Source organism: Enterococcus alcedinis (assembly GCF_014635985.1).
In the GTDB taxonomy this organism is placed as follows: domain Bacteria; phylum Bacillota; class Bacilli; order Lactobacillales; family Enterococcaceae; genus Enterococcus_I; species Enterococcus_I alcedinis.
In genome coordinates this window covers 514173-529641 of the sequence record NZ_BMDT01000001.1, presented here as the reverse complement: position 1 = coordinate 529641, position 15469 = coordinate 514173, and the positions used below count along the sequence as shown (strand labels likewise).

Sequence of the window (15469 nt, the reverse complement as noted above, 5' to 3'; positions counted from 1 at the left end):
AGGGAACTATATATGTCAGACAAATATATCAATAATAATTTTTCAGAAATCACTTTTGGAAGAAGATCTGTGCGAAAATATGATGCAAATGTCAAAATTTCTCGTGAAGAAATGTTAGAAATGATTCAAGAGGCAACGACAGCACCATCATCGGTTAATCTACAACCATGGCGTTTTGTTGTTGTTGAGAGCCAAGCAGAAAAAGAAAAGTTACAACCATTAATCCGCTTTAATACGTTACAAAACGAAACATCTTCAGCAATGATTTTAATTTTTGGTGATCGTGAGTGTTATGATTTAGGTGAAGAGATCTACAGTCAAGCAGTTATAGCAGGGAAAATGCCAGAAGAAGTTAAACAGAAACAACTGGATGCTATTATTCCTCATTATAAGAATTTCAGTAAAGAAGAGATGTCGAACGTGATTCGAATTGACTCAAGTTTAGCAGCGATGCAATTAATGCTTGTGGCTCGTGCTCGTGGCTACGAAACGAATCCAATTGGTGGTTTTGAAGCGGATCAACTAGCAGAAGCATTCGATCTAGATAAAGAGCGCTACGAGCCTGTAATGATTGTTTCAATCGGGAAAGCAGTCGAAGAAGGGTATCCATCGGTTCGTCTGGATGCTGAAAAAATTACAACATTTAAATAATAAAAAAAGGGATTGACCGTTTGAATGGTCAATCCTTTTTTTACGAGCGAATTAAGAAAGGTGAACGCCTTTATCAACAAAGATCACTTCACCAATAATCCCACTTGAAAGGGGACTAATTAAGAAAGCACAAGCATTTCCTACTTCCTCAATTGTTACGCCAATGTGGTCAGGTGTACGATCTTCTGATAATTGGATTAATTTTTGGTAATCTTTCACGCCTGTTACTGCTAATGTTTTAATTGCGCCAGCTGAAATGCCATTCACGCGAATTTTTTTAGGTGATAGATCAGCCGCTAAGTAACGAACAGCAGATTCTAAAGCTGCTTTGGCAATACCCATCATGTTGTAATTCGGTACCGCACGTTCTGCGCCTAAATACGTTAATGTGACAATCCCGCTGTTATCCGCTAGAATAGGCTGCGCAAAACGAGTCACAGCAATTAATGAATACGCACTAATATCTTGTGCTAAAGCGTAGCCTTCACGTGAAATTTCTGTCACTTCACCTTGTAAATCTTCTTTATTGGCATAAGCAACTGCATGGACAACCCCATGAATCTCGCCGGCATATTCTTTAATTTCTTCAAAAGCACGTTCAATACTTTCGTCACTTGCGACATCACATTCAACTAAAAATTCTTCGCCGGTTAGTAGTCTTTCTAAAGGTTTCTTCATACGTTCACTTTGGTAAGTATAAATAACCTCGGCACCTTGATTACGTAAAGCTTGTGCACAACCCCAAGCGATACTACGTTTATTGGCAACACCCATGACAACGATTTTTTTACCTGCTAAAAAACTCATAATTCCACTCCTTATAAATACATCAATAATTTTTAAATAAGTCAAACCCATGAATGACTCTCATGATTTCTTATTATTAGCGAAAATTGTTTGATTGTCAAACTAAATTTATTATTTTTCATCTGAAGTTGCTAATTTGACTAAAATATGATACTTTGATAGTCAAAGTAATACAATCTTTTAAATTATCGAAAAGAGGGAACTTGATGAAAAAGTTTTTAACTGAAACGGAAGTCATGGACTTAATTCCTAACCGTTTTCCAATTATTTATATTGACTATGTAGACGATATCGAACCAGGTAAGAAAATTATAGCGACCAAAAATGTGACGATTAATGAAGATTTCTTCCAAGGACATTTCCCGGGAAATCCAGTAATGCCAGGTGCATTGATTTTAGAAACATTAGCACAAGCCGGCTCGATTTTAATTTTAAAATCAGAAGAATTTTTAGGGCGTACAGCTTATATTGGTGCAATTAACCGTGCAAAATTCCGTCAAAAAGTGGTGCCAGGCGACACAATGAAATTGTCATTTGAAATTATGAAAGTAAAAGGCCCAGTCGGAACGGCAGATGCCATCGCAACCGTTGATGGTAAAGTTGTCGCTGAATGTGAGTTTACATTCATTGTCGGGGATCAAAAGCAAGCAAAATAAGAATGTTAAACAAAAGGCTACAAACGTCGGTATAAAAACGTTTGTAGCCTTTTTTGATTCGTTATTTTAGCACAGCAACAGCCAGTGCTTGTTGAATTTGTGTGATACTTTTATCTTTTCTAAATTGCAAGCTTTGTGCGGGGTCAGCAGCGCCTGAAATCCAAATTTTCAATTCAGCATCTAGATCGAAATGTCCGGCAGTTTCAACGCTAAATCTTGAAATACTTTTATAAGGAAATGTTTTATAATCAATTTTTTTACCAGTTAAACCTTGTTTATCAACAACGATTAGGCGATAGTCGGTAAACACGATTAAATCTCGAACAAGCTGAAAAGCCAAATCAATGTTTTCATCAGGCATCAGCACATTTGCTAATTCTTTTTTGACGGTTTGATGATTCGCATCACTTGCATTTCCTAATAATCCATCAAATAAACCCATTTTTGTTTCCACCTTTCAATGACAATAAATTTATAAAAAACCGTCAGCGATGAGCATTAAAAATGGTTCATTCGATGACGGTTACGTATTATTTTGCTTCTTGTATCACTTTCATGCTTTCAATTGTAACTTCTTCAGTAGGAATATCATTCGCGCCTGTTTCGACTTTTGCAATTTCATCGACGACATCCATGCCGTCAATTACTTGACCAAAAACGGTATATTCGCCATCTAAGCTGGGGAAGCCACCATTTTTATAAGCTTCAATAATTTTTTCGGGTGTAAATTGAATCGCTAAGTCTTTTGTCATGTCTTGTGTGTTTTGGACGATAAAGAACTGGCTGCCTTGACTATCTAAGGCTTGTGCACGAGCCATCGATAATGCCCCACGGATATGATAAAGTTGGTTTGATTTTTCTACCGTAAAGCCTTCGCCCCAAATACTCTCACCACCGGTTCCATCGCCGTTAGGATCGCCACCTTGAATCATAAATTCTTCAATAATACGGTGGAAGGTTGTCCCATCATAATAGCCATCTTTGGCGTGTGTAACGAAGTTTTCAACGGCTTTAGGTGCGATGTCAGGGAAAAGTTTAACGGTGATTTTCCCCTTTGAAGTCGTGATTTCAACGACGCTTTCATTTTCTTTAATTTCGTTATCTAATTGAGGCAACTCAACTTGACTTAAATCAATCGAAGAAGAGGGCGTTGTTTCTGAGTTTTCTGCGGAAGAGTCTGTGCTTGGTGAACAAGCCGCTAACGCAATCGCTGTGAGAAGTGTCGCCGATAACATTACTAGATTTTTCTTTTTCATTCAGTTTGTAAGTCCTTTCTTATTTTGAATCTCTTCCATCATATCAAAAAAGAAAGAAATTGAATAGCCGTTAAAAATTAAAAAAAATAAAAGATAGACCTAACGGAAGCGCTTTGCTATAATGACTTTGTAAGCAAAGATTATAATGAATACAGGGGGCAATTAAGCAATGGGAAAATTAGGTATTTCAATTTATCCAGAACGTTCAACTTTCGAAAAGGATAAGGCATATTTAGACTTAGCACATAAGTACGGATTTAAACGTGTCTTCACCAGCTTATTACAAATTGAAGAGGATAAAGACAAAGTCTTAGCAGAATTCAAACAAGTTGTTGATTATGCAAATTCTTTAGAAATGGAAGTCATGGTGGATATCAACCCAGCTTTATTCACACAATTAGGTATTTCTTATGACGATTTATCTTTCTTTGATGAAATGGGTGCATACGGTATTCGTTTAGATTTAGGTTTTACTGGATCAGAAGAAGCACGTATGACACGTAACCCTTATAATATCAAAATTGAAATTAATATGAGCCAAGGGACTAGTTACGTTGATAACATTATGACATATTCGCCAAACACTGAGAATTTAATCGGTTCGCATAACTTTTATCCGCACCGTTATACAGGATTAGAGTACAATCATTTTGTTGCTTGCTCAGAAAAATTCCGTAAATACAATTTAAATACAATGGCTTTTGTAAACTCACATGCCGCAACTTTTGGTCCTTGGCCAACTCAAGATGGTCTTTGCTCGTTAGAAGATCACCGTGATTTAGAAATTGCAACACAAGTGAAGCATTTGTTGTTAACAGGCTTAATTGATGATATTACTGTTGGAAATGCTTATGCTTCTGAAGAAGAATTAAAAGCAATGGCGGAAGCGTTCCAATCACCATATCCAATTATTAAAGTTGTTCCGGGTGAAGAAATTACTGAAAACGAGCGTGTTTGTTTATTTGATAATATGCATAGCTATCGTGGTGACCGTTCAGCGTATATGTTACGTTCAACAATGACACGTGTGTATTACAAAGACAAAGAATTCCCAGCCCATACAACAAGAGATATTGTACGCGGCGATGTTTTGATTGATAATGAAGGCTACGGTCAATATAAAGGCGAAACACAAATCGCATTGAAAGAAATGGAAAATGATGGCCGTGTCAACGTGGTCGGTCGTATTTCAGAAGACGAGTTATTCTTGTTAGAATTCTTAAAACCATGGTCAAGCTTTAAATTAATCGAAGCAAAATAATAATGCTTAAGGAGCTGTGGCAAATGTCATAGCTCTTATTTTTTATAAATCTCTTTACTTACTTTTTGATCGTTTTTCGGTTAACTACAGTCATATTATGTCAACTTATGAGAGTTTGATAAGGAAATAATCAATTAACATCATGAAATGATAGACAAATTTGACTTTGCTAGGTACAATAAATAAGACTTTTATGCTGAATGTTAAGTAGTAAATAGATAGGAGGACAAAATATGTCCATGTTTTTAGATCAAGTAACGATTGAAGCCAAAGCCGGTAAAGGCGGAGACGGAATGGTTGCCTTTCGTAGAGAGAAATACGTTCCCGATGGTGGTCCAGCTGGTGGTGACGGTGGTAAAGGTGGTTCAATTATTTTAGTCGTTGACGAAGGATTACGTACGTTAATGGACTTTCGATTCAATCGTCAATTCCGTGCAGATGCAGGGGAAAATGGAATGAGTAAAGGGAAACACGGTCGTGGTGCAGAAGACACGTATGTGAAAGTCCCACAAGGAACAACGGTACGTGATGCCGATACAGGTGCTTTATTAGGCGATTTAATTGAGCATGGTGAGACACTAGTCGTAGCTAAAGGTGGTCGTAGTGGCCGCGGAAATATTCGTTTTGCTTCACCGAAAAATCCAGCACCAGAAATAGCTGAAAATGGTGAACCAGGACAAGAACGTCGCATTGAATTAGAATTAAAAGTTTTAGCAGACGTCGGCTTAGTTGGTTTCCCTTCTGTTGGAAAATCAACTTTATTATCAGTTATCTCTTCTGCTAGACCGAAAATTGGTGCTTACCACTTTACAACGCTTGTACCAAATCTAGGAATGGTTCACATTCCTGATGGCCGTAGTTACGTTGTTGCTGATTTACCAGGATTAATTGAAGGAGCATCACAAGGTGTTGGCTTAGGAACACAATTCTTACGCCACATTGAGCGTACTCGCGTTATCTTACATATGATTGATATGAGTGGAATGGAAGGTCGCGATCCTTACGAAGATTATTTGACAATTAATAATGAATTGAAGACGCACAACTTACGTCTCCTTGAACGTCCACAAATTATTGTGGCAAATAAGATGGACATGCCAGATGCGCAAGAAAATTTAAAAATATTTAAAGAGAAATTAGCAGCTGAACAAGAAGATGAATTTGCGGATCCAATCCCAGTCTTTTCAATCTCTGGTGTCACACACCAAGGAATCGATGCTTTATTAAGCGCGACAGCTGATTTACTTGAAGTAACACCTGAATTCTTACTTTACGATGAAGAACTAGAAGAAGACGTAGTTGAATACAACTTCGTAGACGATGAACCAGCCTTTGAGATTCAACGTGAACCAGATACTTCATGGACTTTATCAGGTGAGAAATTAGAGAAATTACTAGAAATGACCAACTTTGGTCATGACGAAACAATTATGCGATTTGCTCGTCAATTAAGAACGATGGGTGTCGATGAAGCTTTACGTGCTCGTGGCGCGAAAGATGGCGATATTGTTCGAATCGGTAAATTTGAGTTTGAGTTTGTAGAGTAATCACACATGGTATCTGATTTATTTATCAGATACCATGTTTTTTTATGTTCTTTTGCAGAGATTATTGGTACTATTAGAGAAAAGGATAAAGTGAGGGCATTCTAATGACTAAACGGATTATTGTAGCAAATTTCGAATACAATTCTCAAGCCTATGAGGCATTTTCTAAAGTAAAGAAAATTCATGCACTGCGACAAATTAAAGGGGAGCAAATGGCGGTCGTGACTCATACGGAAGATGGCAGTCATCAATTTGAGATTGAGGACTTTCTTGATTTTACTGGTGCGAATAAGACGTCTAAATTTGGAACAATCGGTATGCTAGTGGGTGTCCTAACAGGACCCATGGGATTGCTACTTGGTTGGTTTGGCGGCAGTATGTTTGGCGCTTCAAAAGACGCACAAGAGGTCAAACGAGCGAATACAATTTTTGAATTATTAGGCAAAGAAATTAGTGAAGGTAAAACTGGATTAATTTTAATAGCTAATGAAGATGATAATCGGCCGTTGAATCAATTAATTATGTATGGCTTAGGTGGCAATTTATATCGTTTCGATTACCAAGAAGTCGAAGAAGAGTTAGACAAAATGCATGAAGCACAACAACAGGTGCAAGAAAATCTAACGGAAGTACCAAACAATCAAAGTGAAAATGACAATAATGAAGAAGGATAGGTTTTTATGGAATTAGAATTTTTAGGTACAGGTGCCGGTGTGCCCGCAAAGCACCGGAACGTGAGTAGTGTTGCTTTAAAATTATTAGATGAATGCAATGCAGTTTGGCTATTTGATTGTGGCGAAGGAACGCAATTACAAATTTTAAAAACAAGTATTCGTCCACGAAAAATCGAAAAAATATTTATTACCCATTTACATGGCGATCATATTTTTGGCTTGCCAGGTTTAATTAGTAGTCGCTCCTTTCAAGAAGGAATCGAACCATTAGAAATTTATGGACCAAAAGGAGTTGAAGAATGGGTTCGAACGTCTTTACGTATTTCTAAAACCCATTTAAAATACCCGCTAAAGTTTGTTGAGATTCAAGCAGATGGACGGATTTTTAAAGATGATAAATTTGAAGTTTATTGCAAAAAACTAGATCATGGCATTGAGAGTTACGGTTACCGTGTGGTCGAAGCCGACCATGTTGGTGAACTTCAAGTGGAAAAACTTGCTGAACTTGGAATTAAACCGGGACCCGTTTACGGCAAAATTAAAAATGGTCAAACAGTAACATTAGAAGATGGACGTACGATTAACGGTAAAGACTTTATTGGCGAAACAATTAAAGGACGTATCGTGACGATTTTAGGGGATACACGTAAAACAAATCAATCAATTGAGTTGGCAATGGATGCAGATGTCTTAGTACACGAAAGTACCTTTAATAAAGACGAAGCCAAGTTAGCAAAAGCTTATTACCATTCAACGACTCATCATGCAGCGCAAGTAGCAAAAGCTGCTAACGTTCAACGTTTACTACTCACTCACATTAGTGCTCGCTATTTAGGGAAAGACGTTGAAAATCTACGTAATGAAGCACGTGAAATTTTTGAAAACGTTCGTGTCGTGAAAGATTTTGATTGTTACGATATTCCGTTAAGAAAGAAGGCGACATTCGATTGAAGCTAAAAGATAAGGTAGTACTAGTAACTGGTGGTTCGACTGGCTTAGGGGAGCAAATATGTTACGAGGCGGCGAAACAAGGAGCCATTGTTATCGTAAGTGCTCGACGCATTGACCTATTAGAAGACGTCAAACGAAAATGTGAAACATTAAGTCACAATAAAGCCTATGCCATACCTGTAGATATGTCGAATCCAGAAAGTATTCAAGAATTAATTAATGTTGTACGAAAAACCGTAGGAACTGTCGACATTTTGGTCAACAATGCTGGTTTTGGAACATTTGAAGATTTTGTATCGGTTGATTTTGAAGAAGCACGTAAAATGTTTGAAGTCAATTTATTTGGTATGATGTATCTTACACAAGCGCTTGTTATTGAGATGTTGCCCAATCAACAAGGCCATATTATCAATTTAGCGTCGATGGCTGGAAAAATGGCAACACCAAAGTCGACCATTTATTCAGCAACCAAATTTGCAGTTATTGGTTTTTCAAATGCACTACGTTTGGAATTAAGACCCTTTAATATCCATGTGACAACAGTAAATCCAGGTCCGATTCAAACAAATTTCTTTGATTTAGCGGATCCGACGGGTGAATATTTAGCGAATGTTGATTCCTTTGTGTTGGACGCTCAAAAGTTAGCCCAAGAAATTGTTCGGAACATGATTCGACCAAAACGAGAAATTAATCGTCCACGTGTGATGGCGATAGCAGCAAAATTTTATGCGGTTTTTCCGAAAATCGGGGATTATTTAGCCGGTGGTATTTTTAATCAAAAGTAAGGGGGAACGAGCGATGAAACAGCAATGGCAATTATTTGTCGGTTTATTCTTATCGTTATTGATTATTATCTTTGCAGCAATGAATACGGTAGTTGTTCCAATTCAATTAGGTTTTGGTCAATTTAAGACACCGCTAGTTATTATTATTTTTTCAGCTGTCTTTATGGGGGCACTATTAATCGCATTGTTAATGGCTAGTGTTGTTTGGAGCCAAAAAAGAACGATTAAACAACTACATAAACAAAATGAAGAATTAGAAGCCAAAATTGAGGATGAAGTCTCGATTCGTATGGCTGCTTATTTAGCCGCTAGTGAAGTCGATCAACAAGAACAGCAAAATTATGAAGAGCAACTGACGGAAGAAGACCGAGACCAAATGTATTAATCATTTGTTTCAGAGGGAAAAGGGTGAGTCGTGTCCCGTGACTCCCCTTCTTTTTTTAGGAGTTTTTTGATATAATTGGAAAGTTAGGAGTGATCTAGTGAAGTCAGCTAAGTTTGATTGGCAAATGCCAATCACTGAAGAAATACCATCTTCCTTTTTAGAAGAAATGAAACAATTGAATATCTCCCCAATCTTGGCTCGTTTATTATGGAATCGTAATCTTCGAACATCCGAAATGGTACAAAAGTTTATGAATCCTTCTGAGTCACAAGTTCATGATCCTTATCTATTATACGATATGGAAAAAGTTGTGGAGCGTATTCATGAGGCGGTTGTCGCAGATGAACGAATTTTAATTTATGGTGACTATGATGCCGATGGAATTACGAGTACAACAGTGATGAAGGAAACATTTGAATTACTAGGTGCTCAAGTTGAAACGTACTTACCGAATCGTTTTACAGATGGGTACGGGCCCAACGTTGATAAGTACAAAGAGTGGATTGCAGCAGGCATCCAACTAATTGTCACAGTTGATAATGGTGTTTCGGGGCATGAGGCTATTGATTACGCTAATAGCCAAGGAGTCGATGTGATTGTAACAGATCACCATGAACTTCCCGACAGCTTACCAAATGCGTATGGAATCATCCATCCGAGACATCCCAAAGGTTCGTATCCTTTTGGTGAGTTAGCCGGTGTCGGAGTTGCCTTTAAACTGGCGTGGGCACTTTTAGAAGAGATACCGATGGAACTATTAGATTTAGTTGCGATTGGGACGATTGCTGATATGGTATCGTTGACCGATGAAAACCGTGCGATGGTTATCTGGGGCCTTGAGCAAATGAAGCAAAGTGGACGTTTAGGTATCAGTCAGTTGCTAGCGGTCAGTGGTAGTAAAACAAAAGAACTCGATGAAACGATGATTGGTTTTTCGATCGCTCCTCGTTTAAACGCGATTGGGCGACTAGGAGATCCAAATCCAGCAATTACTCTATTAACAACTTTTGACGAAGGAGAAGCCAAGGCATTAGCGCAATCGTTTGATGAAATTAATCAAAAAAGAAAAGATTTTGTTGAACTCGCAACGAAAGAAGCCTTAGAACAAGTCGATGATAGTCATCAAGTACATTTATTGGTGGGAGAAAATTGGCATGAGGGTATTTTGGGAATTGTTGCCGGGCGAATTTTACAAGCGACGGGAAAACCGACCATTGCTTTAACAACCAAAGGGGCTCATCTTTTAAAAGGTTCAGGACGTAGTATCGAATCATTAAATATGTTCCAAATGTTACAACGCGGAAAAGATTTATTGACGACTTTTGGTGGACATCATGCAGCTGTTGGTCTAAGTTTACCGATAGAAAATTTAGGAGCCTTACGAGCAGTATTTGAACAATATATTTTAGATGAGAAGATTGACTTAACGAAAGGGATTCCGCTGGTAATCGATGAGCGACTATCAATTAGTGATGTCGATTTAAATCTAATAAAATCACTGAAGGTTTTAGCGCCGTTTGGTATGCATAATCCAGTTCCGTGTTTTGTCTTTGAACATGTCTGCGTTCCGACGAGTCGCAGTATTGGCGCTGAACAAAAACATTTGAAGTTCACAATGGCAAATGACCAAGGCGATGAATTAGAAGGAATTGGCTTTAATTTTGGTTCAGAGCAACAAGAAATAGCAACAGATGATGTAAATCTAGTTGGTGAGCTTACAATTAACGAATGGAATGGAAAATCGATTCCGCAAATTCAATTACAGGATTATCAGATTACATCGTTTCAACTGTTTGATTTTAGAGGTAAAAAATATCAACAACAACTCAATTTCACTGAACCAACAACCTATGTGGTTTTCAACGAAAGTCTTTATAAAGACTTTTCTGAGAAAGTGGAACAACCAGTCATTCATGTCCGAGGGTTGGAAGATTTAAAAAAGGCTTTTGATCAAGCAGCTAAAACAAAGCAAGTTGTCTTTGTCGATGTACCTGATCAATTAGACTGGATGAAGCAAATTGTTCAATCGAGTCAAGTTTCGCGCGTGTATTTATTGGCCCAAACACCAGAAGAAGCTTACTTAGATGGTCTTGGTTCGAGAGAGCAATATGGCAAACTATTTAAATTAATCAAGACACAAAAAACACTGGATGTTCGTTACAAATTAGATGCAATCGTACAATATACGAAAATTCCTAAAAAATTATTGATTTTTATGGTTCAAGTGTTTTTGGAGTTAGAATTTGTTACAATAAGTAATGGCGTGTTAAATTGTCTGGAAAATCCAGTGAACCGTCCTTTAAACGAAAGTTTATTATACCAAAAACGTGAACAGTTAATTAAAAATGAAGAGTTTTTAGTATTGAGTGATTTAGAAACGATTAAAAAATGGATTTCAAGTCAATAGGAGGACAATAATGAATTTAAAAGATTATATTGCAAGTATCCCTAATTATCCAAAAGAAGGCGTGACTTTCCGTGATATTTCGCCACTAATGGCAGACGGAGATGCTTATCGTTTTGCAACGAAAAAAATCGTTGATTATGCGAATGAAAAAGAAATCGACATGGTTGTTGGACCAGAGGCACGTGGTTTTATCGTAGGCTGTCCCGTAGCATATGAAGCGGGTGTTGGTTTTGCTCCAGTGCGTAAACCAGGTAAATTACCACGTAAAACAATCGAAGTATCATACGATTTAGAGTATGGATCAGATACGTTGACGATTCATGAAGATGCAATTAAACCAGGACAACGAGTTTTATTATGTGACGATTTACTTGCAACTGGCGGAACGGTCAAAGCGAGTATTGAATTAATTGAAAAATTAGGTGGAATCGTTGTTGGTTGTGCGTTTTTAATAGAGTTAAAAGATTTAAATGGTCGTGAAAAAATCAAAGGTTATGATATTTTAACATTAATGGAATACTAAAAAAACGATCAGTGTTTGAGTGAAAGCTCAAACACTGATCGTTTTTATGTTATTCGTAATAGTACTCTTCATCATAATAGTATTCAACATCTGTTGTGTAGTGTTGTTGTCGCTGTGCTTGCCTAGAATTTTTATCGTCCCACAAAATGAGCCAAAGAGCTAGAAGCGGACCAAGTACTAAGCAGGCAATGAGCATGCCAAAATTACCAATTATTACACCCATCAATAAAATCCCAATTAATAAACCAAAACGACGTACTGCTTTCATACTCATCCACTCCTCATTTAAATAGAACGTTTGTTCGTATCTATATTATACGAATGTTTGTTCGCTTTGTAAAGGGGGGGAATAAAAAAACTTTGAGGTTTTTTCGAAACAAGAAAAAATCTCAAAGTTTTTTTAATTGAAATTGCGGTAAAGTCCAACAACTAATCCTAAAATTTGGACATTCGATAAAATAATTGGTTCCATGTGATCATTTTCAGGTTGTAGTCGGATGTAGTTTTGTTCTTTATAGAATCTTTTGCAAGTCGCTTCATTTTCATCGGTCATGGCAATGACAATTTCACCATTTGAAGCATAATCTTGCTTACGTATGATAACTTGATCACCATCAAGAATGCCGGCATTAATCATACTTTCGCCAGAGATAGTTAGCATGAAATGTTGACTTTCACTATTTTCTAAGTGAGGAGGAATTGGGAAAAAATCGGAGGCTTCTTCAACTGCTAAAATTGGTTCACCGGCCGTCACAACACCTAATAAAGGAATATTTTTTTGTTCTGCACCTACTGTTTCTAATCCAAGTGCGGTTAATTCAATGGCGCGTGGTTTTGTTGGATCTCTTTGGATAAAGCCTTTTTTTTCTAAACGGGACAAATGCCCATGAACTGTCGAAGTGGATGATAAATTTACGGCTTCTCCAATCTCACGAACAGTGGGAGGGTAACCTTTTGTTAGTACGCGTTGATGGATAAAGCGTAAGACTTCCAGTTGTCTGCTTTCTGTTTTCTTAGTCAAGGTTCACGCCTTCTTTCATTTAATAATTATCTATATTTTAACATAAAGGAAAAATGAAATCAAACAGATGTTCGCTTGTGTGTATTCTTATTGTTTTTTTGGCTAAATTTGTATAAGATAAAACAGATGAGAGGAGTGGAAATATGTTATCAAAAGAAAAATTAAATCGCATCAATGAGTTAGCACGTAAGAAAAAAAGTCAGGGGTTAACACCTTTTGAAGAAAAAGAACAGCATTTATTGCGCCAAGAGTATTTAAGTGCGTTTCGCGGCGGAATGAAGCACCATATCGAAGGCATGAAGGTTGTCGACCCACTGGGTAATGATGTTACACCAGATAAATTAAAAGAAATTCAAAAAGAAAAAGGTCTTCATAACCGCGACAAAGAGTAGTTCACAAAGAAGAGACGAAAAAGGTTGATAATTGTCCTTAAGTATTTTATAATGATAAAAGAATAAAGGTAAAAAAAACCTAAACAGGAGGGCTTCACTTTGTTTGATAAAATCGATGAGTTAGGTGTTAATACGTTACGTACATTAAGTATTGACATGGTACAAAAAGCCAATTCGGGTCACCCTGGATTACCAATGGGAGCAGCGCCAATGGCCTATGCTTTATGGACGAAACATTTGAAAGTAAACCCAAAAACATCAAGAAACTGGGTCGATCGTGATCGCTTTGTCTTATCAGCAGGTCATGGTTCAGCATTATTATATAGCTTATTGCATACTTCAGGTTATGACGTCACAATTGAAGACTTAAAAAACTTCCGCCAATGGGAAAGTCGTACACCAGGACATCCAGAAGTCGGTCATACAGATGGTGTTGAAGCGACAACCGGACCATTAGGGCAAGGAATTGCAATGGCTGTGGGTATGGCAATGTCAGAAGCTCATCTAAGTGCAACATACAACCAAGAAGACTTTCCAATAGTAGATCATTATACTTACGCTCTTTGTGGCGATGGTGACTTAATGGAGGGCGTTTCTCAAGAAGCCTCTTCAATGGCAGGACACATGAAATTGGGTAAACTAATTGTATTATATGATTCAAATGATATTTCTTTAGATGGACCAACTTCAAAAGCCTTTACAGAAAATGTTGGTGCAAGATATGAAGCTTATGGTTGGCAACATATTTTAGTTAAAGACGGAACGGACTTAGCTGCGATTTCAAAAGCAATCGAAGAAGCGAAAGCCGAAACGGATAAACCAACATTAATTGAAGTGAAAACAGTGATTGGATTTGGCGCACCAAATGAAGGAACGTCATCTGTTCACGGTGCACCTCTAGGTATTGAAGGAATCCAAGCCGCTAAACGTGCTTATGGTTGGGAATATCCTGAATTTTCGGTACCAGAAGAAGTACAAACACGCTTTAATGAAGCAATCATCGAACGTGGACAAGCAGCAGAAGCGGAATGGAATCAATTGTTTGCGCAATATGAAGGAGCATATCCCGAATTAGCGGCGCAATTTAGACAAGCATTTGGTGATGAGTTGCCGTCTGAGTGGGCAGATAATTTACCTACTTATGAAGTTGGCTCAAGTCAAGCAAGTCGTGTATCAAGCAAAGACATGATTCAAGCGTTATCTGCAGCGGTTCCAAGTTTATGGGGTGGGTCAGCCGATTTATCTGGTTCAAACAATACAATGGTTGCAGCAGAAAAAGATTTTGAACCTGGTCAATATGAAGGTCGTAATATTTGGTTTGGTGTACGTGAGTTTGCGATGGCATCAGCAATGAATGGGATTCAACTACACGGTGGTACGCGCGTTTATGGCGGAACATTCTTTGTCTTTGTTGACTACTTGCGTCCAGCTGTTCGTTTAGCAGCTATTCAAAATGCACCAGTTACCTATGTTTTAACACATGACTCTGTCGCTGTTGGTGAAGATGGGCCAACACATGAGCCAGTAGAACAATTATCAAGTTTACGTAGCATTCCAAACTTGCATGTGATTCGTCCAGCTGATGGCAATGAAACACGTGCCGCTTGGAAAATTGCAATGACTTCAAAAACGACACCAACTGTTTTAGTGTTAAGTCGCCAAAACTTGCCGGTTATTGAAGGAACGAAAGACTTAGCAGACGAGTCTGTCGCTAAAGGCGCCTACGTGGTTTCTCCTCAAAAAGGTGAGAAGCCAGAAGGAATTTTAATTGCAACAGGTTCCGAAGTTTATTTAGCAACAGAAGCGCAAAAAGCTTTAGCTGCTGAAGGAATCGATGTGTCAGTTGTTTCAATGCCAAGTATGGATTTATTTGAAGCACAAACAGCAGAATACAAAGAATCTGTTTTACCAAAATCTGTTAAGAAACGCGTAGCAATTGAAGCTGGATCACCGTTTGGCTGGGATCGTTATACGAAATGCCGTGGAAAAGTGATTGCGATTAATCATTTTGGCGCATCTGCACCTGGCGATAAAGTATTAGAAGAATTTGGATTTACAACAAAAAATGTGGTAGAAACATTTAAATCACTATAATTGCTTGAAAGCTCCAATATTTCCTATTAATCAGGAGATATTGGAGTTTTTTGCTAGAT

General features: G+C 37.8%; 17 protein-coding genes. 12 read left to right on the top strand and 5 right to left on the bottom strand.

Annotated features, from left to right (window positions below; translation table 11 throughout):
- The first annotated feature begins 12 nt into the window (after nt 1-12).
- On the top strand, nt 13-651 hold the full coding sequence (locus tag IEV09_RS02620; protein ID WP_188366695.1) for a nitroreductase family protein: 639 nt from the start codon (nt 13-15) through the stop codon (nt 649-651).
- Between the two features lie 51 nt (nt 652-702).
- Here the strand turns inward: IEV09_RS02620 and fabI are convergent, their stop codons facing one another.
- The gene (fabI, locus tag IEV09_RS02615) at nt 703-1458 is read right to left on the bottom strand and encodes an enoyl-ACP reductase FabI (RefSeq protein WP_188366694.1); all 756 of its coding nucleotides are present in this window, start codon (nt 1456-1458) and stop codon (nt 703-705) included.
- Between the two features lie 206 nt (nt 1459-1664).
- Between fabI and fabZ the strand changes: the two genes are divergently transcribed.
- Nucleotides 1665-2114 carry a 3-hydroxyacyl-ACP dehydratase FabZ gene (gene fabZ, locus IEV09_RS02610; RefSeq protein WP_188366693.1) on the top strand — a complete coding sequence of 150 codons (450 nt, stop codon included), beginning with the start codon at nt 1665-1667 and terminating at the stop codon, nt 2112-2114.
- 61 nt (nt 2115-2175) lie between these two features.
- Here fabZ and IEV09_RS02605 read toward each other — a convergent pair whose 3' ends face one another.
- Together IEV09_RS02605 and IEV09_RS02600 are read right to left on the bottom strand one after the other, a co-directional pair.
- On the bottom strand, nt 2176-2556 hold the full coding sequence (locus tag IEV09_RS02605) for a PH domain-containing protein (RefSeq protein WP_188366692.1): 381 nt from the start codon (nt 2554-2556) through the stop codon (nt 2176-2178).
- Between the two features lie 88 nt (nt 2557-2644).
- On the bottom strand, nt 2645-3370 hold the full coding sequence (locus tag IEV09_RS02600; RefSeq protein ID WP_188366691.1) for a peptidylprolyl isomerase: 726 nt from the start codon (nt 3368-3370) through the stop codon (nt 2645-2647).
- A gap of 169 nt (nt 3371-3539) precedes the next feature.
- Between IEV09_RS02600 and IEV09_RS02595 the strand changes: the two genes are divergently transcribed.
- From IEV09_RS02595 to IEV09_RS02560, 8 genes are all read left to right on the top strand, one after another.
- Nucleotides 3540-4631 (top strand): DUF871 domain-containing protein, encoded by a 1092-nt coding sequence (locus IEV09_RS02595; protein ID WP_188366690.1) that lies wholly within the window; start codon nt 3540-3542, stop codon nt 4629-4631.
- A gap of 233 nt (nt 4632-4864) precedes the next feature.
- Nucleotides 4865-6178 (top strand): GTPase ObgE, encoded by a 1314-nt coding sequence (gene obgE, locus IEV09_RS02590; protein WP_188366689.1) that lies wholly within the window; start codon nt 4865-4867, stop codon nt 6176-6178.
- A 104-nt stretch (nt 6179-6282) separates the two neighbouring features.
- A complete protein-coding gene (locus IEV09_RS02585) occupies nt 6283-6852 on the top strand; it encodes a DUF1269 domain-containing protein (protein WP_188366688.1) in 570 nt (189 codons plus the stop codon).
- Between the two features lie 6 nt (nt 6853-6858).
- Nucleotides 6859-7803 (top strand): ribonuclease Z, encoded by a 945-nt coding sequence (gene rnz / locus IEV09_RS02580; RefSeq protein ID WP_188366687.1) that lies wholly within the window; start codon nt 6859-6861, stop codon nt 7801-7803.
- On the top strand, nt 7800-8588 hold the full coding sequence (locus tag IEV09_RS02575) for an SDR family NAD(P)-dependent oxidoreductase (protein ID WP_188366686.1): 789 nt from the start codon (nt 7800-7802) through the stop codon (nt 8586-8588). The genes rnz and IEV09_RS02575 overlap by 4 nt, the downstream gene beginning before the upstream one ends.
- A 13-nt stretch (nt 8589-8601) precedes the next feature.
- Nucleotides 8602-8973: a LapA family protein gene (locus IEV09_RS02570; RefSeq protein WP_188366685.1), complete on the top strand. Its 372-nt coding sequence runs from the start codon at nt 8602-8604 to the stop codon at nt 8971-8973.
- A gap of 97 nt (nt 8974-9070) precedes the next feature.
- On the top strand, nt 9071-11380 hold the full coding sequence (gene recJ, locus IEV09_RS02565; RefSeq protein WP_188366684.1) for a single-stranded-DNA-specific exonuclease RecJ: 2310 nt from the start codon (nt 9071-9073) through the stop codon (nt 11378-11380).
- A gap of 10 nt (nt 11381-11390) precedes the next feature.
- Nucleotides 11391-11903, top strand: a complete 513-nt coding sequence (locus tag IEV09_RS02560) for an adenine phosphoribosyltransferase (RefSeq protein WP_188366683.1) — start codon at nt 11391-11393, stop codon at nt 11901-11903.
- A gap of 49 nt (nt 11904-11952) precedes the next feature.
- Here the strand turns inward: IEV09_RS02560 and IEV09_RS02555 are convergent, their stop codons facing one another.
- Together IEV09_RS02555 and lexA are read right to left on the bottom strand one after the other, a co-directional pair.
- On the bottom strand, nt 11953-12171 hold the full coding sequence (locus IEV09_RS02555; RefSeq protein WP_188366682.1) for a hypothetical protein: 219 nt from the start codon (nt 12169-12171) through the stop codon (nt 11953-11955).
- A 132-nt stretch (nt 12172-12303) separates the two neighbouring features.
- Nucleotides 12304-12924: a transcriptional repressor LexA gene (gene lexA / locus IEV09_RS02550; RefSeq protein ID WP_188366681.1), complete on the bottom strand. Its 621-nt coding sequence runs from the start codon at nt 12922-12924 to the stop codon at nt 12304-12306.
- A gap of 143 nt (nt 12925-13067) precedes the next feature.
- Between lexA and IEV09_RS02545 the strand changes: the two genes are divergently transcribed.
- Nucleotides 13068-13316, top strand: coding sequence for a DUF896 family protein (locus IEV09_RS02545; protein WP_188366680.1), 249 nt, complete (start codon nt 13068-13070; stop codon nt 13314-13316).
- A gap of 99 nt (nt 13317-13415) precedes the next feature.
- Nucleotides 13416-15410 (top strand): transketolase, encoded by a 1995-nt coding sequence (gene tkt / locus IEV09_RS02540; protein ID WP_188366679.1) that lies wholly within the window; start codon nt 13416-13418, stop codon nt 15408-15410.
- The last annotated feature ends 59 nt before the right edge of the window (nt 15411-15469 follow it).

Coding starts and splice junctions, on each gene's coding strand:
- IEV09_RS02545 (WP_188366680.1), top strand. CDS start 13,068: ATGTTATCAAAAGAAAAATTAAATCGCATCAATGAGTTAGCACGTAAG.
- IEV09_RS02555 (WP_188366682.1), bottom strand. CDS start 12,171: ATGAAAGCAGTACGTCGTTTTGGTTTATTAATTGGGATTTTATTGATG.
- obgE (WP_188366689.1), top strand. CDS start 4,865: ATGTCCATGTTTTTAGATCAAGTAACGATTGAAGCCAAAGCCGGTAAA.
- IEV09_RS02585 (WP_188366688.1), top strand. CDS start 6,283: ATGACTAAACGGATTATTGTAGCAAATTTCGAATACAATTCTCAAGCC.
- IEV09_RS02620 (WP_188366695.1), top strand. CDS start 13: ATGTCAGACAAATATATCAATAATAATTTTTCAGAAATCACTTTTGGA.
- fabI (WP_188366694.1), bottom strand. CDS start 1,458: ATGAGTTTTTTAGCAGGTAAAAAAATCGTTGTCATGGGTGTTGCCAAT.
- fabZ (WP_188366693.1), top strand. CDS start 1,665: ATGAAAAAGTTTTTAACTGAAACGGAAGTCATGGACTTAATTCCTAAC.
- rnz (WP_188366687.1), top strand. CDS start 6,859: ATGGAATTAGAATTTTTAGGTACAGGTGCCGGTGTGCCCGCAAAGCAC.
- IEV09_RS02600 (WP_188366691.1), bottom strand. CDS start 3,370: ATGAAAAAGAAAAATCTAGTAATGTTATCGGCGACACTTCTCACAGCG.
- IEV09_RS02560 (WP_188366683.1), top strand. CDS start 11,391: ATGAATTTAAAAGATTATATTGCAAGTATCCCTAATTATCCAAAAGAA.
- IEV09_RS02605 (WP_188366692.1), bottom strand. CDS start 2,556: ATGGGTTTATTTGATGGATTATTAGGAAATGCAAGTGATGCGAATCAT.
- IEV09_RS02570 (WP_188366685.1), top strand. CDS start 8,602: ATGAAACAGCAATGGCAATTATTTGTCGGTTTATTCTTATCGTTATTG.
- IEV09_RS02595 (WP_188366690.1), top strand. CDS start 3,540: ATGGGAAAATTAGGTATTTCAATTTATCCAGAACGTTCAACTTTCGAA.